Below are 17,771 nucleotides of genomic sequence, written 5' to 3'. Positions count from 1 at the left end.
TCCTCTCCAGGTGGGAGGTCGGCCCTCGGGTACGGCTTGCAGGCGTGGACCCGAGGGCCGGATACAGGGACGTGCTGGTCAGTAGCCGTGTCGCTTGAGCGCGTCGTAGGCGGCGTTGATCTCGGCCTGCGTGCTCCGGTTCAGCTCCGCATCCATGCGCGCCTTCGCCGCGTTGAACAGGGGGCTGTCGATCTCGTCGATGTCCCGGTCGGCCGCGTCGGTCTCCTCCATACCGAGCTTGATCAGACGGAGCACCTGGTCACGACGTACCGGAGGCTCAGGAGTCGGCTTCTTCTTGCTGAACAGACCCATGACGGTCTCCTCTCCTCATTGGGAAGGTCGGCCCTCAGGTACGGCTTGGCGGCTTGGACCCGAGGGCCGGGTACGGGGGTCAGGCGTTCGCGAGGGTGGTCAGGTACGCCCTGACCTGCTGCGCCTTGTCCTGGCCGATGCCGAGTTCGGCCTTGATACGGCGGACACCGGGCACGTCGCCCGTGATGACATCGGCGAGGAAGCGGCTCGCGGCCTGCGTCGCAAGCTCCTCGGGCAGGGCCTCAGGTACGTACCTGGGCGCGTCGTCGTCCGGCTCCGGGGCGGTCGGCGCTTCCTCGACGGACTGCTCGACCGGTTCGTCACCGGGCACGGCTTCCACCTCGACGACCGGGACCGAGACCGGCGCATCCTGCGCGGGGGCGGCTGCCGCGTCCCGGTGGAGCATGTGACCGAGTGCGGCGCCCATCCCGAGCACAAGGACCGGCAGGCACGACACGACCGTCACGATCCACCAGGGCGCGGGCTGCATCCCGGCTGTGACGAGCAGGTGGTAGGCGACCTGGCCGAGCATGCCCAGGGTGAGGGAGCCGATCGCCGACCACTTCGCGAACGTCCGCGTCGCCGCCGAGAGTTGGCGGCCGGACAGCCACGCGCCGAGGGCGTACGCGGCGTAGGTCTCGACACCGATGGGCAGCGTGATCGCCGTGTTGACCTCGAAGTCGGAGATGCCGGGCAGCGGCTTGACCGGGCCGAAGCCGGTCAGTTCGCCGAGGCCGACCCAGCCGGACCAGGTCGCGACGAACGCGGGCAGCGCGAGCAGGAGGAGGGGCCAGCGACGGGTCACAGCTCCACCCCCAGGAGGATCGCGGCGGCAGAGCATGCAGGGCAGGGGTTGGTACGGTCTTGCATGGGTCGGACCTCTGTTCCGATCAAGGCCCCGGCCGGTGCTTCCATCACCGCCTTCCGGGGCCGCCTTGTAGGGGGACGGCTTGCCTGATCGGGACCGGAGGTCCACGTGACCGGATGGGAACACGATGGGAACAACACGACCGAATACGGCCGTGATCAACCAACGCCAGCCAACGCATGAGAGCGGCTGTGACGTGCGCGTTTACTGCCAGCCAACGCCAGTCAACGCCACCTAACGTGAGCCGCCATACGGGGCAGGAGTCTTGAAAACCGCTAGGGTCGGTGACGGTCCTCGTGGGTTCGAATCCCACGCTCTCCGCTCACCCAGCTAAAACGGCGTCTGACCAGCGACTTCGCACCGGTCGGACGCCGTTGATCGTTTCTAGGCCGTGCAGCCATACGTCACCAAGAGCAGCCCTCGGCCGCGGTGGAGTGAGCACCGCATGGTCATCAACGGGGTGCTGTACCGGGCTCGTACCGGGGTGCCATGGCGGGACCTGCGGCCACTGGTCGGCCGACGGGACCTTGGAGCGTCTGCTCGCGCAGGTGCAGGCCACCCGGGATGCTGAGGGCGTCCCACGCTTCCTGGGAATGCCTCTCACTTCCTTCCCGGGAAGTCGTGCTCCTACTGATTGGAGTGTCAGCCAGTACACCAAGCAGCCTCCAAGCAGAAGGAACGCGATATGACCTCCGTCTCTCACTCGCAGTCCGCCGAGCCCACCCCCTCCGTCACCGGCACCGTCGACCGCCGGAAGCTGTACCGGTTCGCGGGTTGGGGGGCGGCGCTAAGCGGCGTCTGCTACTTCCTCCAGCCCATCCTGGTAGCCGTGATGGAGGCGACCAGTTCCGGCCCCGAGAACGTGTTCCTCTCGCCCACGGAGATCGCCGATGTTTTCTGGCAGGGCCCGGTGGAGGGGGCAGTCTTCACCGGTGTCGGCATCGGCCTCCTGGCCGCGGTGCTCGGAGTCGGCCGCCTCGTGCGCACCGGTGCCCGGGACGCTTCGCCGTGGTGGGGCGTGGCGCACGTCCTGGGGATCGTCGCCGCCTGCGGGTGGCTCCTGCTGGCAGGGCTCAGCATCGGCCTCTACAGCTCGGTGGCGCGCGCCATGGCCGAGATCGGGGCGGACGAGCCGACCATGCGGGTGGCACTTCATATGGGCAGCGTCGTGATCGCCGGGGTACTCGCTCTGACCGCTGTCGCGTCCGCCAGCTGGCTGATCGGCCTGGGGCGGACGGGACGCCGGGCGGGCGTGATCGGGCTGCCTGCGGCGGTGGTCGCCCTGATCGCCGCGGCGGTGTGCCTCGTGCCGATGCTTGCGCTGTCCCAGCCGTTCGGTGTCCTTGCGACGGCGCCCGCGTTCATCGTCGCCGGGGTGTCGATGCTGCGCCGGAGCCGGTGAGCCCATTGGCGGCCCCGCCCGGGCCTGGCAGGCTCATCTCATGAGGCCAGGGGAGATCGCCCTTCTGGTCACCCTGATCGCGTGGCACGGGGTCGTGTGGCCCATGGTCGTGATCCTGGGGGCCACCGCGGTGCGGCGCAGGAGGTCCGAGCCGAGGTTCGCCATCGTGGCGAGCGCCCTCGCGGTCGTGTCGGTCGCCTGGAGCCTTGTCTTTGTCTTCGACGTGTTGAACCCGGCGGCCCAGGGCGAGAGCATCACCCCGGTGGTGCTGGGCGCAAGCTTCGTCGCCCTGCCGGTGCTGCTCGGCACGTACCCCGATGGGAGGTTCACGCCACGCTGGCTCGCCGTACCGGCCCTGACACTCTCCGGGTTCGGGGTGGTGGCCATCGTCACCAAAGGCACGGTGATAGAGGAGCCGTGGTGGCGGGCGGTCGGCTGGGCGACTTTACTCCTGCTCGCCGGCCAGATCTACCGCTACCGGCGGCGGGCCACCACCGCCGAGCGGGAGAGCGTGCGCTGGGTGGTGCTGTCGATGCTCGTCGCGCTCAGCGGGTGCGTTGGTCTCCTCGTCGGCGTGGGAACGACCATCGAGGATGACAGCCCGGCTCTGGTGCACGCGGTTGGCAACCTGGTCGTGCTGGCCATCCCTGTCGGGCTCCTGATCGGACTCCTGCGGCCTCGGCTCCTCGATGTCGATGTCGCGTTGCGCGTCGTCGTTTCCGGCCTCGTGCTCCTCGCCGCGGTGGGCATCCCGTACTGGGCGACGACGACGGCGCTCGAAGCCTTGGGCACCGAGGCGCCGGCGGCCGGTCGGATCGGCGCGCTGGCGGGCGCTGCCGCGGCGGTCGCGGCCGCGCGGTTCGCGGGCGCCGCAGCGGACTGGTTGGTCTACCGGGGCCGGCCGGACCCGGGCCGTGCCGTACGAGACCTGGGCCGGGCGCTGGCCGAGGAGCCGGACGCGGCCCGGGTCCCCGCCGTGGTCCTGCGAGCCGTCGTCGACGCGCTCTCCCTCGACGGTGCCGAGCTGCGAGGGGACGGAGTCCTGCGGGCACGGGTACGGACGGTCGGCGACCCGGAGTTCGCGATTCCCGTGACCTACCAGGATGAGCGTCTGGCGACCCTGGTCGTTTCGCCCCGGCGCGGTGAGACGTCGCTCACCCGGCGCGACACCGCCGTGCTTCGGCGGCTGGCCCTGCATGCCGCCCCCGCGCTGCACGGTGCCCGGGCCCTCGCCGAACTCAGCGAAGCGCGCTCGCGGGTCGTCCGGCTGCGCGCCGAGGAGCGTAAGGCGCTGCGCCGCGACATCCACGACGACCTCGCCCCCACCCTCGCCGGCCTGGGCCTGTCGGCGGCGGCCGTCGCCGCCCTCGTCAGGGACGGCGACCCGGAGGCCGCCGCGGTGGCCGACACGCTGGTCAAGGACGTCAACTCGGCGATGGCACAGACCCGCGAGCTGACCCACGACCTTCGACCACCGATCCTCGACGACGAGGGCCTGGTCGCCACGGTGCGGGCGCGGGTGCAACGGGTGGGCGGCGGTCTGCGGGTCCGGATCGACGCGCCCGCAAACCGGCTCGTGCTGGCCGCCGCAGTCGAGATCGCCGCCCTGCGGATCGTCCAGGAGGCCGTCTCCAACGTACGGCGTCACGCCCGTGCCACCGAGTGCACCGTACGTCTCGCCCTTGTGGAGGAGGCCCTCGAGATCACGGTCACCGACGACGGAGTCGGCTTCCCCGCGGTGACAGGCCGCGGGAAGGGGATCGGGCTCGCGTCGATGCGGGAGCGCGCCCACGAGCTCGGCGGGACGGCGTTCTTCGGTGCCGCACCGGGGGGCGGCGCTCGAGTCCACGTGTCGTTGCCTTCCGGTCCGACCCCGCACGCCGCCCCGCCACCCCGGCCCGTCGAGGAGGTGACCTCATGACTCGCGTCGTCATCGTCGACGATCACCCCGTCTTCCGCCGCGGACTCGCTGCGCTCCTGAAGGCGTCCGGCCTGCAGGTCGCCGGGGAGGCCGCCAGCGCCGGGGAGGCGGTTGCCGTCGTCGACGCCGTGGCACCGGACGTCGTGCTCATGGATCTCGGACTCCCAGATATGTCGGGCATCACGGTCACCGCCCAGATCACCGCTCGGCACCCCGAGGTCCGTGTCGTGGTCATCACGATGTACAACGACGGTGTGACCGTGCACCGCGCACTCGAGGCCGGCGCCGCCGGGTTCGTCACCAAAGACGCGTTACCGGCACAGATCGTCGCGGCGATCCGGGCCGCCGAGTCCGGGGCGACGATGCTCGGGCCGGGGGTTCCGCTACCGAGTCTGGAGGCACCGGCCACGGACGACGAGCCGCCCGGCTACCAGTCGCTCACCGAGCGGGAACGGGCGATCGCCCACCTGCTCGCCCAGGGGCTGCCGAACCCGATCATCGCCGAACGTCTCGGGTTGTCAAGCAAGACGGTGGCCAACTACGTCTCCAACGTTGTGCTCAAGCTCCAGGCCGAGGACCGGCACGACGTCGCTCGGCTTATGCGCAGAGGAGACGAGCGCCGGCTTGGACGAACGAACGCACCCCAGATCGGCCTCCCCTGAGCCCTGCCGCGGCCTTCGGGTATCAGGCCTGGATAGATCTCCAGGACTCCACAGTCGCCTCGGCAATGGTCTCGATGCGGTATCCGTATGCCAGATGCCCATCAGACACGAAGCTGCCGTCCCTGAACGGCAACCCGCAGAACGTAGCGCGGAAGTGCCTGGGAGGTCCGCCCGGCGGAAGCGGCTCATATGCCGCCAATGGTGCCATGTCGTAGCTCGACCGTGCTCCGTGCCTGTTCCGCGCCACCTGATAAGCCGCTGCGCGAAGCAGCGCGTCAAGGCCCTTGTCCACATAGAGCTGCAGCTGGCGGAACTGACCATCAAGGTACTTCTCGTGAGCTCTGGAAGGATGCTGCAGAAGATAGGCACAGACCACAGGCGCGTGCCACCTGTACATCTGAGGATCGGCCTGCTCTTCAGAGAGGATTGCGTGGTAATAGTCCACGCACACGCCCAGCGGGCCGGCAGCTGCACCGCAGTCGCACTGACCCACAACGGGGTTATCTGCCATGATCTGCAACATAGGTGGCCAGGAGGAGCCTTGTCGACGGGATTTCCGCGCCACTACCTGTCCATACGAACCACCTGGCCTACCTTGCCGCCGCGTCCGGCGACACGCTAGAAGCGGCACCCGTAGACGGCGGCCCGTCCCTGCCGATCGGACTACCCGGCGCCAGTAGTCGGCGTCCGTTGACAGACACGACCGTCCCAGTGATCGACAAGCCGTTCTCCAGCGCCCGCCCATAGCGTCATTCGGAGCCTTCGCGCCGGGCGCGAAGCCAAAGCCGGCTCCAGGCATGCGAGCACCCCGAGGAGAGATAGCGGTGAAGTCCGGGAGATGAAGAGTGTAGGCGGGCGTCAGTGGAGCAGATGGCAGCGGGCGGTCACAGGGCTGGCAATCGGCGTTTTGGTCGTCGTCTCAGGGTTCGTGTGGCGGGCAGTGACGGCGACCGTGGCCATAACCCCCTCCTGGACCTACGACATCGGCTACGGGACCTCAGCGCCGGCGGTGGCCGACGGCGTGGTGTACGTCCTCGGCGGCGAGATCGGCGAGGACAGGATGTACGCCCTGGACGCGGCGACCGGCGAGCAACGCTGGACCCACCGACTTCCCAGAGTTCCTTCAGCGGTCGGCTATTCCGATCCTGTGGTGGCCGAGGGTGTCGTATACACCACCGATGACGGCAGGGTGTACGCCCTGGACGCGGCCACCGGCGAACAACGCTGGACCTATGACACCCGTAACCGCGCCAGGGTCGGCTTCAGCCCGGCGGTGACCGGCAACGCCGTGTACTTCAGCGACGAGACGGGCCGGGTGTACGCCCTGGACGCGGCCACGGGCGAACAACGCTGGACCCACGGAACCGGCGGCAGCGGCTTCAGGCCGGTGGTGGCCGGAGATGTCGTGTACGTCGGCAACAAAGCGGGCGGGGTGGTGCATGCCCTGGACGCGACCACCGGCGAGCAACGCTGGGCCCACGAGCTCCGTAACCGCGCCAGGGTCGACTTCAGCCCGGCGGTGACCGGCAACGCCGTGTACTTCAGCGACGAGACGGGCAAGGTGTACGCCCTGGACGCGACCACCGGCGAACAACGCTGGACCCACGAAATCGGCTACGGCCTCTACGTCCGTCCGGTGGTGGCCGACGGTGTCGTGTACGTCGGCAGTGCCAGGGTGTACGCCCTGGACGCGGCGACCGGCGAGCAACGCTGGATCTCCGAAACCAGCGGCCCCTACGTCAGCGTGACGCCGGCCGGCGGTGTCGTGTACGTCCGCAACATCGAGGGCGATATGTACGCCCTGGACGCGGCGACCGGCGAACAACGCTGGACCTACGAGGTTTCCGATGGCGACTACTACCCCGATGATTCGGTGGTGGCCGACGGTGTGGTGTATCTCGACGATGACGGCGAGAACATGGTGCACGCCCTGGACGCGGCGACCGGCGAACAACGCTGGACCTATGAAACCGGCAGCGGGATCTACAGGCCGGTGGTAGCCGACGGTGTCGTGTACATCTCCACCAGCGGCGACAAGGTACATGCCGTGAGAGCGGCGACGGGATAAGGCCGACCAGCCGTTTCTGTCCGCCGACCGGCGACATCTGCGACAGCGCCACCGCACGATCTACAACCCCTCAAGCAGACCATCAACGGGCTGTGCGTGGACGAAGGTGCCCTCCGGTGAGCGACCCGCACGTCAGCATCGTCAACGCTCGTCCTTCGTCAGGTCCCAGAAGGACCTGTGACGATGGGAACCCGGCCTGCCATCGACGCAATCAAACACGAACTCGGGTTGGAACACCCCTTGCCCGATGGTGCGGAGGTCCTCTACGACTACGCCGAGCATGCCGCGAGGGTGCCGGGCCATTTGATGCGATCGAGGAAGCCGAGCACCCGATGGGTGACCTGCGTTGCGGCGTGCTCGTCGTGCGACGGAAGACCGCTGTCGGTGAACAGGTGCCTGTCGCCCGGATAGAGGAACAGCTCGGCATCTGCCGCCGTGTCGACGAGTGCGCGGGCGGCGTCCACATCGCCCTCCCCGGAGAAGAACGGATCTGCGTCCATGCCGTGGACCTGGACCGGGACGTCCCGGGGCCAGGCACCGCCGAACTCCGAGACCGGGACGCATGCCTCGAGCAACAGCGCGCCCTTTGCACCGGGGCGGGTCTGGGCCAGCTTCTGCGCCGGCAGGACGCCCAGCGAGAACCCGAGGTAGACGAGCTCCGCAGGCAGCCCCTCGGCGGCGGCGGTTCCGCGCTCGATGATCGTGCCGAACCCGGTGCTCTCGGCGTAGCCGATGCCCTTCTCGAGGCTGTCGAAGACCTGCCCCTCGAACAGGTCCGGGACGTGGACGGTGTGTCCGGCCAGTCGCAGCTGCTCGACGAATTCGCGGACGCCCTGGGTCAGTCCGTGCCCGTGGTGGAAAACCAGCACCTCAGCCATGTCTCTCCCCTCGTGCCGCTGCACCCGGATAGCGCCCCTGCACGAGTATGACCCGCCGTCTTCAGGGCTGCCGACCTGGTCATGCTCGCGGACAGGGGTTCAGCGGGTGAGCCGGTCCGGGTGCCGTACGAGGGGCGGGGGAAACCGGTCGGGCAGAAGGTCGCCGGCTCCGCCCATGCCGAGCTCCGCGGTCCCGGCGACCTCCGGCAGGTGACGCGAGATCAGTAGCGGCGTACTTGTCCCCCGTGCGAGCTACCCGCGAATGTCCACCGCGCGGTGACGATTCCAGGCCGTCGAATCCCTAGCGTTCTCGACGTAGCCGCGGTGCTCGTGTCGCGGAATCTCGTAAAGGAGTCGTCATGCGACTGTTGAAGCAGCTCGTGGCCGTCGGGGTGGTCGCCTTCGTCGGCAGCATGGGCGTGGGTGCGGTGCAGGGGAACACGTTTCTCACCCTGGTCCTCGGTGTCGCGACAGCCGTACTTCTGGTGTTCGTGTACGCCCGGGTGGTGCGGTGGTCCGAGCGCCGCGCGCCGGTGGAGGTGGGCGGGAAAGGCGCCGTCGCCGCCGTCGGCCGGGGGCTACTGATCGGTATGGGGATGTTCGCGGCCGTCATCGTGAACATCGCCCTCCTGGGCGGCTACCGGATCGACGGCTTCGGCTCGGTGACGGGTGCGATCGGGCTGCTCGGCGTCATGGCCGCCGTCGCCGTGAGCGAGGAGCTGATCTTCCGCGGCATCCTGTTCCGGATCGTCGAGGAACGGACCGGCACCTGGCCGGCGCTGACGCTGACCGGCCTGGTGTTCGGCCTGATGCACCTGACCAACCAGCACGCCACTCTGTGGGGCGCGATCGCCATCGCGATCGAGGCCGGTGGCATGCTCGCCGCCGCCTACGCCGCCACCCGCACCCTGTGGGTGCCGATCGGCCTGCACTTCGGCTGGAACTTCGCCGCGGCCGGCATTTTCAGCACCGAGGTCTCCGGCAGCGGCGCGACGCAGGGGCTGCTGAACGGCGTGTCCTCGGGCCCGGCCCTGCTCACCGGCGGCGACTTCGGGCCGGAGGCGAGCCCGTACGCGGTCGTGTTCGGCCTGCTGCTGACGATCGTGTTCCTGTGGCTGGCACGCCGGCGCGGCAATCTGGTCCCCCGGCGGCGCGGCGCCCGGGCCGACGCGACCGCTACGCTCGCCCGGTGATCGACTTGCGGTGGGTCCCGGACCGGTGGCGGCGGTGTGACGTCGTGGTCCGGGATTTCCCGTTCGCGCTGCTGCTGGCCGTCGCTTCCTTCCTGCCGGCGTTGCGCGGCTACGGGACGCAGCTCGGCGACCTGCCGACCCGCCCCTTCGACGCACCGGCGGTTCTGGTGATCGCCCTCGAGTGCCTCCCGCTCGCCGTCCGCCGGCGGTGGCCGACCGTCTGTCTCGTCCTGGTGTCGCTCGGCTTCGCCCTCGACCAGCTCCGCGCCTACCACACGGTGGCGGGCACCGCACTGCCCATCGCGCTCGTGAGCACGGGTGCCTGTCTGGAGCGTCACCGGCGCGTCACCGTGGCCCTGCTCTCCGCGGCGTACCTGCCGCTGGCGGTCGCGCTCGACCGGGCCGGCTCGGTCGAGGGGCCGGAAGGATACGTGACGTTCTACCTGGTGCTGGTCCTCGCGTGGGGCATCGGGGCCTGGCTGCGCTCCACCCGGGCCGCCGAGGCCGAACGCCGCCGCCACATCGCCGAGGCCACCCGCACTGCCGAACGCACCCGCATCGCCCGCGAGCTCCATGACGTCGTGACCCACCACGTGACGGCGATGGTCGTGCAGGCCGAGGCGGCACGCTACCTGACCGCCGCACCCGATCGACTCGATGCGGCGCTGAGCGCCGTCACCGACACCGGCCGGCGGGCCATCACCGACCTTCGGCACCTGCTCGACCTGCTCAACCCCGACCATCACACCGACGTCAGGACGCCGTCCGTCCGGGAACTTCGGACACTGGTGGAGCAGACGCGCCGGGCCGGGCAGCCGGTGGAGTTCACCGAGGAGGGCGAGCCGGCGGAACCCGCCGGCAGCGCCGAGTACGTGGCCTATCGGGTCGTGCAAGAGTCTCTGACAAACGCCCTCAAATACGCCCATGGCAGCCGTACCGTGGTGCGCGTGCGCTATGGCGAGAGAGAGATCGCCGTGGAGGTCGACACCGATCGTTCCACCTCGCGGACCGGTTCCCCCGGCGGAAGCGGGCGGGGCCTGGCCGGGCTCCGCGAGCGGGTCGACGCCCTGGGCGGCGAGTTCAGCGCGGACCGGCGGGCGGACGGCGGCTTCGCCGTGCGTGCGTCCATCCCCGCCGGGAGGCCCTCGTGAACGCACCGATCCGTGTCGTGATCTGCGACGACCAGGCGCTGATCCGCACCGGGTTCGCCACGATCGTCGGCGCGCAGTCCGACCTGGAGGTGGTGGGCGAGTGCGGGGACGGCCGCGCCGCGGTCGACCTCGCCCGCCGGCTGAACCCGGACGTCGTGGTGATGGACGTACGGATGCCGGTGCTCGACGGCATCGAGGCGACCCGCCTGCTCGCCGGCGCCGGGGTGGCGCATCCGGTCAAGGTACTCGTGGTCACGACGTTCAACCTGGACGAGTACGTGTACGAGGCGCTGCGCGCGGGGGCGAGCGGGTTCCTGCTCAAGGACGCCCCACCGGCGCAACTCCTGCACGGCATCCGCACCGTCGCGACGGGTGCCGCGCTGCTGGCACCGGAGGTGACGCGGCAGCTCGTCGGCAGGTACGCGGCGCGGATCCGTCCCGCCGAGGGCACGCCGGGCGACGTCCCGCTGACGCCGCGCGAACTGGAGGTGCTGCGCCTCATCGCCGACGGCCTGTCCAACAGCGAGATCGCCGCGGTGTTGGTGATCAGCCAGGAAACCGTGAAGACGTACGTCTCACGCATTCTCACCAAGCTCGACCTGCGTGACCGCGTACAGGCCGTGGTCTACGCCTACCGCCGGGGCCTGGTGACCTGAGACCCATCGACCACGATCGGACACACATCCCGGTGTACGCAGGGGACGGACCGTCGTCCACGCGCTATGTGTGCGAACCCCGGGCGTGAACGCCCGGGGTTCCACCACGCTGAAGGATCATGGCCGCGCGAGGATGAACCACGGTGAGGGTGCTTACGTGGTGGAGGCATGAGACTGCGAATGATCCTGCTCGTGGCGGCGACGGCGCTGACCGCGGCCTGTGGAGGAGTGGAACCGGGCACGTCGGTGGCCGTGGCCGACGACGGACCGGCGAGGCCGGTCGCCTGGTGGGGCGCGGAAGGCGGGTTCGTGACCGCGACCATGAACGTGCTGCGTCCGCCGAGGGTGGTGCTGTACGGCGACGGCCTGGTGATCGTCGACGCGAGCAAGCGGATGACGCTCACCGATGCCGAGGCGGGCGAGGTGGTCGCGCGGATGGCGAAGCACCTGAGCGGGCAACCCCCGACCGCGGAGCCGAAGCCGGGCGCACCTTTGGTGACGGACGTGCCGGACACCGTCCTCGGCGTACGGGGGAAGGACGGAAAGATGCTGGAGGTCCGGGTCCCGGCCCTGGAGCAGCTCGCGGACTTCTATCCGAAGCAACTGGTGGACGCGGAGAAGCTGATGGACGGGCTCGCGACCCGGGCCGCCGCTGAGGGCACCGACTATGCCGCCGACCGCGTCAGGGTGGTCGCCGAAGGGGTCACGTCGGCGGAGGGCAGGCCATCGCCGTGGCCCGATGACGTTCCGGAGCCTTCCGGCGTGGTGGACCCGGTCTGGCAGAGGGACGTCGAGGGGGCGGCGGCCAGGGCGATCACCAAGGCGGTTCCCGCCGGGCGGACACATGACCGGTCGCTCTTCAGGACCGGCTCGGGGACGGTCTTCGTGCTCTCCTGGCGGTATCTGCTGCCGCACGAACAGTCACCGGCCTCCCCGGTGCCGGACCGAAAGGGCTAGGGTCCGCCGGCGGAAGTGCCGGTCACAGCATTCGCCGAGGACCGCGACCGGCACCGTCGCGTCGTACGTAGCGGACGGCAAGCTCGTCGTATCTCGCGGCCACGGCCGGGTGGCGCTTGAGGCGGTGAACTCGCCGATGGTCGCCCCGAGCGCGGCGGTTGTGCCGCCCTCGGGGCTTCATCGGGCGTCAGCGGCGGGTTTCGATCTTCAGGTCGCCTGAGGTCACCTTGCGGACGTGATCACTGGCGAGTCCGTCGTGCGGGAAGCCGAGTTCGAACGCGCTGGCCTCGTCGAGCCGGGCCGGTTGCGAGGTGGTGAAGTCGACCTCCAGGGCGCCCAGATCGTCCTCCAGCTGCGCGGGGTGCGTGCGCCGATGATCGATGCCGTCACGCTCGGATTGCGCACAGTCCAGGCCAGCCCGACCTGGGCGGGTGTGCGACCCATCTCAGCGGCGACCTCCCGCACGACATCGGCGATGGCGAGGTTACGCTCGGTGAGAAGGCCCAGGTTGGAGTTGAAGCTCTTGCGGGTGCCGTCGCCGGATGCGACGTTCGCCGCGGTCAGGTCGTCGCGGCTGTACTTGCCGGTGAGCACCCCGCCGGCCATGCTGATGAACCACCGCTACGACATCCTGGCCTGGAACCACGAAATGACGAGGCTGCTGCTGGATTTCGACACCCTGCCTCCGTCACAGCGCAATTCGACGTGGCTGTGCCTGATACATCCGGAGATACGCGAGTTCCACGTCGACCGGGAACGCCTCATGCGAGAGGGGATCACCCCACCAGCGGGTGGTGATCTTCCGTGCCGCGGACGATGAGAGCCGGTCGGCACTGGACCGGTTGTGCACGGTGATGTCGAATCAGCCTCGGGGGAACTCCGAGCAGTGGAACGATTCCGTCCGGCCGGTCCCGGACGGCTGGTACGGAAGATCACGGCTCGCGCCTCCCGATGGGCGATGCGTCGCCGGGGCCGGTCTGGGGCGGCCGCGGGTGGGTGTACGGCCGCCCTCTCGTCTGAGTCGACCAACCCCGTGTCAGTCCTCGGTATCGAGCGGGGTGCGCAGGAACGAGCGGATGGCGGGGACGAGGTCGGCGTGGGCGTCCTCCAGCAGGTAGTGACCGGCACCGGGATACAGGCGAGTCCGGGCGGCGGGAAAACGCCGTCGCCATTCGTCCAGCATGGCGCGGTCGAAGACCGGGTCGCCGAGTCCCCAGGCGATCAGCATGGGCCGGTCGGCGAACTGCGCCAGCGACGTGCCGATGTCCCGCAGCATGGGCCAGGAGGGGTCGCCGGGACGAAGTGGAATGTCCTGCACGAAACGCTGGATGGCCACGCGATGCTCGGGCCGGTCGTAGGGGGCCAGGAACGCCGAGCGCACCTGGGCGGGCATCCTGCGCCGGACTCCCAGCGGACGCCAGGTGGCGCCGCGGGCGAAGAGGTTGTGGCGCAGGAACAGGCGGGTCCCCAACCGGGTGTCGCGCAGCACCCGGAACGGCAGCCGCAGCAGCGGCCGTACGCGTTCGCCGTACGGATTGGGGAAGGCCGCGGTGTTGAGCAGGACCAGGCGGGCGACCCGGCCGGGGTGGCGGCAGGCCCAGGCCATGCCGATCGGCCCGCCCCAGTCGTGCAGCACGAGCGTCCAGCCGTGTTCGGGGGCACCGCCGCCGGTGATGAGGTGTTCGATCAGGGCGTCCAGATCGTCCACGCGGGCGGCCAGATCGTAGGGGTAACGGTCGGCTCCCGGCTTGTCCGACAGGCCCATGCCGATGTGGTCGGGGGCGATGCAGCGGAACTCCTCGCGCAGCGCGAGAATCGGCCGCCGCCACAGGTAACTCCAGGAGGGGTTCCCGTGCAGGAACAGCACCGGCTGTCCCGTCCCTTCGTCCAGGTAGTGCTGGCGCAGGCCGTCCCGGCAGGCGAACCAGCGGGAGGTGAACGGGTAGTCCGGGAATCCGGTCACCGGGCGTTCTCCGCGGCCAGGTGGGCGGTGAGCCGGCCCAGTCCCTCCGCCGTGCTCACCCGAGGCCGGTAGCCGAGATCGCGACGGGCCGCGGAGATGTCGAACCAGTGCGCCGTCGAGGCCTGCTCCACCAGGAACATCAACGGCGGCAGGTGCCGTGTCAACGGCAGCCGGCGCAGCCGCTCCAGCAGCCGGGCCGCCGACAGGACCGGTCCGACCGGTGCCCGGCGCGTCACCGGAGGCAGCCCGGCGGCACGCAGCAGCAGGTTGAGCCATTCCCCGAAGCCGCAGGGCTGGTCCTGGGTGATGAAGTAGGCCCGGCCGACCTGCGCTGAGCCGGGACGCAGCCGGTCGAGCGCGAGCAGGTGAGCGTCGGCGGCGTTGTCGATGTAGACGGTGTCGATGGTCTTGTCGGTCTCCCCCAGCAGCCACAGCAGGCGGCGATGGGCCACCAGCCTGGGCAGGAAGTGCGGATCTCCGGGCCCCCAGATGAGATGCGGACGCAGCGCGACCGCCGTCACCCGCCCGGCCGCCGCTGCGGTGAGGACGAGCCGCTCCGCCTCTGCCTTGGTACGCGGATAGGCGGCGGGAAAGTGACGGGCGTAGGGCACGGACTCGTCCACTCCCTCCAGGTCCCGCCCGTCGTGGACGACACTCGGCGAGGACGTGTGGACCAGGCGTGCCCCGTGGCGCTCGCACGCGTCCAGCACGTTCCGCGTTCCCGAAACGTTGATCTCCTCGTAGTCACGGTCCCGCCCGTGTACGCCGGCCTTCGCGGCGCAGTGCACGACCGCCTCGCATCCGGCGACGGCGGCGAGCACCGCCGCGCGATCGCGGACGTCGGCCAGGTGCTGGATGACCCCGAGTGCCGCCAGCGCGGGGCTGTGGCGGCGCTGAAGTGCGCGTACGGTGTCACCGCGTACGGCCAGCCGCCGGCAGACGGCCTCTCCCAGGAAGCCGCCGCCCCCGGTCACCAGGACCCTCATCGTCGGCCTCCCCGGAGGCGTCGCGCCGCCCACCGGGCGAGCTCGTGCCGACGGATCTTGCTGTTGTGCCGGGCGTCGACCGGGAACCCGGGGTGGACCAGCACCTCCCGAATCGCGGCTGTGTGTGGATGACGGGCCGCCATGTCCAAAATGTCGGTCTTCACCCGAGCCTTGGCGCGAGCGTCGTCGTCCCGAGATCCCGATTCGCACTCCACGACCAGGACCGGACGCCGGCCACCGATGGGACCGACGCCGACCAGTGCGGTGCGGCGGACCCCCGGGACGGCGGCGAAGACGGGTTCGACCTGGTCGGTGTACAGGTCGCCATCGATGGTGCGGACCCGTTCCGATTTGCGTCCGGCGAACCAGAGCCGCCCCTGCTCGTCGAGCCGCCCGAGGTCACCCATCCGGTGCCAGACGCGGTCCCCATCGCCGATCCGGGCCAGCGCGGTGGCCTCCGGATCGTCCAGGTAGGGGTCGCCGACGGTGGGGGCGGCCACGACGATCTCCCCGATGGCGCCGGGTGGCACGACCAGATCATCGCTCCACCGTTCGATGGGATCGTCGCCGACCGCGATGACGCGCACGTCGGTGCCCGGGAGCGGCGGCCCCAGGCAGGTGCCCGCCCCGGCGGCGGTGGCCGCGGCCTGCTCGGCGAGCAGGCGGCTCTCGATCGCGGCCACCGGCATGCATTCCGTGGCGCCGTACACCGACAGCACCCGCGCGTCGTCGCGCAGGCAGCCGCGCAGGCGGTCCATCACCGGCATCGGCAGCGGCGCCCCGGCGGACACCACGTCGCCGAGCGTGTCCAGCACCAGGCCATGGGCGGCGCAGTGCCGTGCGAGCCGGTCGAGCAGCGCGGGAGGGGCGAACATCCCGGCCACGCGATATCGCCGGATGTCGGCGACCAGGGCGGCCGGGTCGGCGCGCACCGGATGCCGCGGATCCATGTCCGGGATCACCACGGTCGCCCCGAACGCCGCCGCGCCCAAGGCGAACGGCGCGAACGTCGACAGCACCGGCGTTCCCGGCGCCACCGTGCCGAGCGGGCCCAACAGGTCGAGCTGCGCGGCCAGGTGCCGATGACGCAGTGGTACGCCCTTGGGCGGGCCGGTGGATCCGGAGGTGTAGGCGATCAGCGCCAGATCGTCGGGGCCGGCGGAGGCCCGTCGTCCCGGATCGCCGGGCCGAAGGCCGCGCCCGAGGTGCGGCCAGGCCGAGCCGCGGGGTCGCCGCGAGGGGACCGTGACGGACACTCTGAGGTCGGGGGTCCAGCCCAGCAGCCTCCTGGCCACCTGCGCGGCGGGGATCCCGATGAACGCCTCGGGCGCCGCCTGGCGCAGACAGCGCTTGATCGCGTTGAGCGGCAGTCCGGGATCGACCAGCACCGGCACCGCGCGGAGCCGCGCCAGGGCGACGACCAGCGCGCCCAGTTCCGGACCCGGTGGCACCAGCAGGCCGGTACGCATGCCCGGGCGGATCCCGGCATCGGCGAGAGTCGCGACGGTACGGTCCACCGATCGCGACAACTGCCCGTAGGTGGTGGCCATCGGGGTGCGACCACCGATCTGGCAGGCGATCACGTCGGGCTGCTCGCGAAACCAGCGCTCGGCACGGACGATCAGCTCGCTCACCGGCTCGGCCGAGCCGGAGTCGCTCGGAGGCGTCGCCTGCGTGGTCATCGGATCACCACCGCACGACGACGATTCCGGCACTGGCCCCGCTCGCCAGGCCGACCAGGGCGACCAGGTCGCCGCGCCGTACCCGTCCCGAGCCGACCACCCGCGCCAGTTGCACGGGCAGCGTCGCCGCGACGAGGTTTCCGTGCTGGGCGATGGTGACGACGACCTTCCCCTGCGGAATGCGCACGTGGTCGCAGAACCACCACAGCGCCGCCAGCGATGCCTGGTGCACGCAGATGGCCGCGAAGTCGTCCCAGGTCAGCCCGAGATCGGCGAGGGGTTTGTGGAAAACGGCGTTGTCGATGTTCTCGATGCCGCGCACCAACTCGACGGAGTCGACGATGAGCGGCCCGGCGGTGGGCCGGCCCGACCACGGATCGGTGGTGAGGTTGTCCACGGCGGAGACCGCCGCCTGCCATCCGGCGGAGTAAGCGGAGAACCGGTGGGCGAGCACCCCCGGTTCGGTGCCCGCCTCCAGCAGCAGCGCGGCGCCGGCGTCGGAGACGGTGTAGGAGGCGGCGACGGTGATGTACTCCTCGACGTCGGCCACGGTCCACGGCGTGCCCGCGGTGGGCAGTTCTCCGCAGCAGATGAGGACCCGCCGATGACGGCCGCCGGAGATCAGCGCGTCGGCCACCTCGATGGCGTTCAGCACGCTGTTGCAGGCGTTGCGTACGTCGAACACCGGGCAGCAGGCCCCGATCTTGGCGGCGACCATATGTCCGGTGGCCGGCTCGACGGCGTCGGACGACACCCCCGCGTAGATGAGCAGATCGAGGTCGGCGGCCTGCAGGTCGTTGTCCTCCAGGACCCGGCGGGCGGCGTACGCCGCCAGGTCGGACGGTTTCTCGTGTGGGAGGGCGATATGCCGCCGCCGCACCCCGCTGTGCTCGTGGATCAACCCTCGGGGCAGGTCCAGGGTGGGGTTGCGGTCGGCGAGCCGATCTTCCAGCTCGGCCGTGCTCAGCGTGGTCTTCGGCAGGTGGGCGGCCACCCCGGCGATCCGGGTGTGCGGCTGGGTCAATGCTGGCCTCTCTTCTGTGCCGGTCTCTACGCGCTCTTCTGTGCCCGT

20 protein-coding genes are annotated in these 17,771 nt (G+C 70.4%); 11 read left to right on the top strand and 9 right to left on the bottom strand.

Going from position 1 to position 17,771, the window contains the following annotated elements; genetic code table 11:
* Positions 1 to 78 precede the first annotated feature (78 nt).
* Both AP234_RS18150 and AP234_RS38065 read right to left on the bottom strand, forming a co-directional pair.
* Entirely contained in the window at positions 79 to 312 is a 234-nt protein-coding gene (locus AP234_RS18150; RefSeq protein WP_055480865.1) for a hypothetical protein, read from the bottom strand.
* Between the two features lie 79 nt (positions 313 to 391).
* Positions 392 to 1,117, bottom strand: coding sequence for a hypothetical protein (locus tag AP234_RS38065; RefSeq protein WP_200926581.1), 726 nt, complete (start codon positions 1,115 to 1,117; stop codon positions 392 to 394).
* Positions 1,118 to 1,571: 454 nt separating this feature from the next.
* Between AP234_RS38065 and AP234_RS35090 the strand changes: the two genes are divergently transcribed.
* The 4 genes from AP234_RS35090 (at position 1,572) to AP234_RS18130 (ending at position 5,165) form a co-directional block, all read left to right on the top strand.
* Positions 1,572 to 1,751, top strand: coding sequence for a transposase (locus tag AP234_RS35090; protein WP_083502210.1), 180 nt, complete (start codon positions 1,572 to 1,574; stop codon positions 1,749 to 1,751).
* A gap of 114 nt (positions 1,752 to 1,865) precedes the next feature.
* The gene (locus tag AP234_RS18140; RefSeq protein WP_055480864.1) at positions 1,866 to 2,582 is read left to right on the top strand and encodes a hypothetical protein; all 717 of its coding nucleotides are present in this window, start codon (positions 1,866 to 1,868) and stop codon (positions 2,580 to 2,582) included.
* 40 nt (positions 2,583 to 2,622) lie between these two features.
* Positions 2,623 to 4,503 (top strand): ATP-binding protein, encoded by a 1,881-nt coding sequence (locus AP234_RS18135; protein ID WP_055480863.1) that lies wholly within the window; start codon positions 2,623 to 2,625, stop codon positions 4,501 to 4,503.
* Positions 4,500 to 5,165 carry a response regulator gene (locus tag AP234_RS18130; protein WP_055480862.1) on the top strand — a complete coding sequence of 222 codons (666 nt, stop codon included), beginning with the start codon at positions 4,500 to 4,502 and terminating at the stop codon, positions 5,163 to 5,165. Before AP234_RS18135 ends, AP234_RS18130 begins: the two co-directional genes overlap by 4 nt.
* Positions 5,166 to 5,187: 22 nt before the next feature.
* Here the strand turns inward: AP234_RS18130 and AP234_RS18125 are convergent, their stop codons facing one another.
* Positions 5,188 to 5,676, bottom strand: a complete 489-nt coding sequence (locus tag AP234_RS18125) for a DUF5946 family protein (protein WP_152990480.1) — start codon at positions 5,674 to 5,676, stop codon at positions 5,188 to 5,190.
* A 327-nt stretch (positions 5,677 to 6,003) separates the two neighbouring features.
* On the opposite strand from AP234_RS18125, the gene AP234_RS18120 reads away from it, so the two are divergent.
* Positions 6,004 to 7,233 carry a PQQ-binding-like beta-propeller repeat protein gene (locus AP234_RS18120; protein WP_083502209.1) on the top strand — a complete coding sequence of 410 codons (1,230 nt, stop codon included), beginning with the start codon at positions 6,004 to 6,006 and terminating at the stop codon, positions 7,231 to 7,233.
* A gap of 269 nt (positions 7,234 to 7,502) precedes the next feature.
* Here the strand turns inward: AP234_RS18120 and AP234_RS18115 are convergent, their stop codons facing one another.
* A complete protein-coding gene (locus AP234_RS18115; protein WP_055480859.1) occupies positions 7,503 to 8,111 on the bottom strand; it encodes a dienelactone hydrolase family protein in 609 nt (202 codons plus the stop codon).
* Positions 8,112 to 8,192: 81 nt separating this feature from the next.
* Between AP234_RS18115 and AP234_RS37300 the strand changes: the two genes are divergently transcribed.
* The 5 genes from AP234_RS37300 to AP234_RS18095 all read left to right on the top strand — a co-directional run bounded on the left by AP234_RS37300 (position 8,193) and on the right by AP234_RS18095 (position 12,068).
* The gene (locus tag AP234_RS37300; protein ID WP_160330462.1) at positions 8,193 to 8,339 is read left to right on the top strand and encodes a hypothetical protein; all 147 of its coding nucleotides are present in this window, start codon (positions 8,193 to 8,195) and stop codon (positions 8,337 to 8,339) included.
* Positions 8,340 to 8,470: 131 nt separating this feature from the next.
* The gene (locus AP234_RS18110; protein WP_055480858.1) at positions 8,471 to 9,304 is read left to right on the top strand and encodes a CPBP family intramembrane glutamic endopeptidase; all 834 of its coding nucleotides are present in this window, start codon (positions 8,471 to 8,473) and stop codon (positions 9,302 to 9,304) included.
* Positions 9,301 to 10,455, top strand: a complete 1,155-nt coding sequence (locus AP234_RS18105) for a histidine kinase (RefSeq protein ID WP_055480857.1) — start codon at positions 9,301 to 9,303, stop codon at positions 10,453 to 10,455. Before AP234_RS18110 ends, AP234_RS18105 begins: the two co-directional genes overlap by 4 nt.
* Positions 10,452 to 11,111 carry a response regulator gene (locus tag AP234_RS18100; RefSeq protein WP_055480856.1) on the top strand — a complete coding sequence of 220 codons (660 nt, stop codon included), beginning with the start codon at positions 10,452 to 10,454 and terminating at the stop codon, positions 11,109 to 11,111. The genes AP234_RS18105 and AP234_RS18100 overlap by 4 nt, the downstream gene beginning before the upstream one ends.
* A 168-nt stretch (positions 11,112 to 11,279) precedes the next feature.
* Positions 11,280 to 12,068 (top strand): hypothetical protein, encoded by a 789-nt coding sequence (locus AP234_RS18095; RefSeq protein WP_152990479.1) that lies wholly within the window; start codon positions 11,280 to 11,282, stop codon positions 12,066 to 12,068.
* A gap of 222 nt (positions 12,069 to 12,290) precedes the next feature.
* Here the strand turns inward: AP234_RS18095 and AP234_RS39575 are convergent, their stop codons facing one another.
* On the bottom strand, positions 12,291 to 12,674 hold the full coding sequence (locus AP234_RS39575) for an aldo/keto reductase (protein ID WP_431998767.1): 384 nt from the start codon (positions 12,672 to 12,674) through the stop codon (positions 12,291 to 12,293).
* Between AP234_RS39575 and AP234_RS39570 the strand changes: the two genes are divergently transcribed.
* A complete protein-coding gene (locus tag AP234_RS39570) occupies positions 12,673 to 12,888 on the top strand; it encodes a hypothetical protein (RefSeq protein ID WP_055480854.1) in 216 nt (71 codons plus the stop codon). The two genes, AP234_RS39575 and AP234_RS39570, sit on opposite strands and share 2 nt — an antisense overlap.
* 216 nt (positions 12,889 to 13,104) lie before the next feature.
* Here the strand turns inward: AP234_RS39570 and AP234_RS18080 are convergent, their stop codons facing one another.
* The 4 genes from AP234_RS18080 to AP234_RS18065 are packed head-to-tail and all read right to left on the bottom strand — an operon-like array spanning position 13,105 to position 17,723.
* A complete protein-coding gene (locus tag AP234_RS18080; RefSeq protein ID WP_055480853.1) occupies positions 13,105 to 14,031 on the bottom strand; it encodes an alpha/beta fold hydrolase in 927 nt (308 codons plus the stop codon).
* Complete coding sequence (locus AP234_RS18075; protein ID WP_055480852.1) at positions 14,028 to 15,017, bottom strand: NAD-dependent epimerase/dehydratase family protein; 990 nt, start codon at positions 15,015 to 15,017, stop codon at positions 14,028 to 14,030. Before AP234_RS18075 ends, AP234_RS18080 begins: the two co-directional genes overlap by 4 nt.
* Entirely contained in the window at positions 15,014 to 16,699 is a 1,686-nt protein-coding gene (locus AP234_RS18070) for a fatty acid CoA ligase family protein (protein ID WP_055480851.1), read from the bottom strand. The genes AP234_RS18075 and AP234_RS18070 overlap by 4 nt, the downstream gene beginning before the upstream one ends.
* 4 nt (positions 16,700 to 16,703) lie before the next feature.
* Complete coding sequence (locus AP234_RS18065; protein ID WP_055480850.1) at positions 16,704 to 17,723, bottom strand: 3-oxoacyl-[acyl-carrier-protein] synthase III C-terminal domain-containing protein; 1,020 nt, start codon at positions 17,721 to 17,723, stop codon at positions 16,704 to 16,706.
* Positions 17,724 to 17,771: the final 48 nt, after the last annotated feature.

It is taken from the genome of Sphaerimonospora mesophila, assembly GCF_001417795.1.
Classification (GTDB): Bacteria; Actinomycetota; Actinomycetes; order Streptosporangiales; family Streptosporangiaceae; genus Sphaerimonospora; species Sphaerimonospora mesophila.
The sequence above is the reverse complement of the archived record's forward strand: the minus strand, read 5'-3'. Positions and strand labels throughout refer to the sequence as shown.

Coding starts and splice junctions, on each gene's coding strand:
- AP234_RS39570 (WP_055480854.1), top strand. CDS start 12,673: ATGCTGATGAACCACCGCTACGACATCCTGGCCTGGAACCACGAAATG.
- AP234_RS18095 (WP_152990479.1), top strand. CDS start 11,280: ATGAGACTGCGAATGATCCTGCTCGTGGCGGCGACGGCGCTGACCGCG.
- AP234_RS18070 (WP_055480851.1), bottom strand. CDS start 16,699: ATGACCACGCAGGCGACGCCTCCGAGCGACTCCGGCTCGGCCGAGCCG.
- AP234_RS18075 (WP_055480852.1), bottom strand. CDS start 15,017: ATGAGGGTCCTGGTGACCGGGGGCGGCGGCTTCCTGGGAGAGGCCGTC.
- AP234_RS37300 (WP_160330462.1), top strand. CDS start 8,193: ATGCTCGCGGACAGGGGTTCAGCGGGTGAGCCGGTCCGGGTGCCGTAC.
- AP234_RS18140 (WP_055480864.1), top strand. CDS start 1,866: ATGACCTCCGTCTCTCACTCGCAGTCCGCCGAGCCCACCCCCTCCGTC.
- AP234_RS18130 (WP_055480862.1), top strand. CDS start 4,500: ATGACTCGCGTCGTCATCGTCGACGATCACCCCGTCTTCCGCCGCGGA.
- AP234_RS18150 (WP_055480865.1), bottom strand. CDS start 312: ATGGGTCTGTTCAGCAAGAAGAAGCCGACTCCTGAGCCTCCGGTACGT.
- AP234_RS18125 (WP_152990480.1), bottom strand. CDS start 5,676: ATGGCAGATAACCCCGTTGTGGGTCAGTGCGACTGCGGTGCAGCTGCC.
- AP234_RS18135 (WP_055480863.1), top strand. CDS start 2,623: ATGAGGCCAGGGGAGATCGCCCTTCTGGTCACCCTGATCGCGTGGCAC.
- AP234_RS18120 (WP_083502209.1), top strand. CDS start 6,004: ATGAAGAGTGTAGGCGGGCGTCAGTGGAGCAGATGGCAGCGGGCGGTC.
- AP234_RS18110 (WP_055480858.1), top strand. CDS start 8,471: ATGCGACTGTTGAAGCAGCTCGTGGCCGTCGGGGTGGTCGCCTTCGTC.
- AP234_RS18115 (WP_055480859.1), bottom strand. CDS start 8,111: ATGGCTGAGGTGCTGGTTTTCCACCACGGGCACGGACTGACCCAGGGC.
- AP234_RS39575 (WP_431998767.1), bottom strand. CDS start 12,674: ATGGCCGGCGGGGTGCTCACCGGCAAGTACAGCCGCGACGACCTGACC.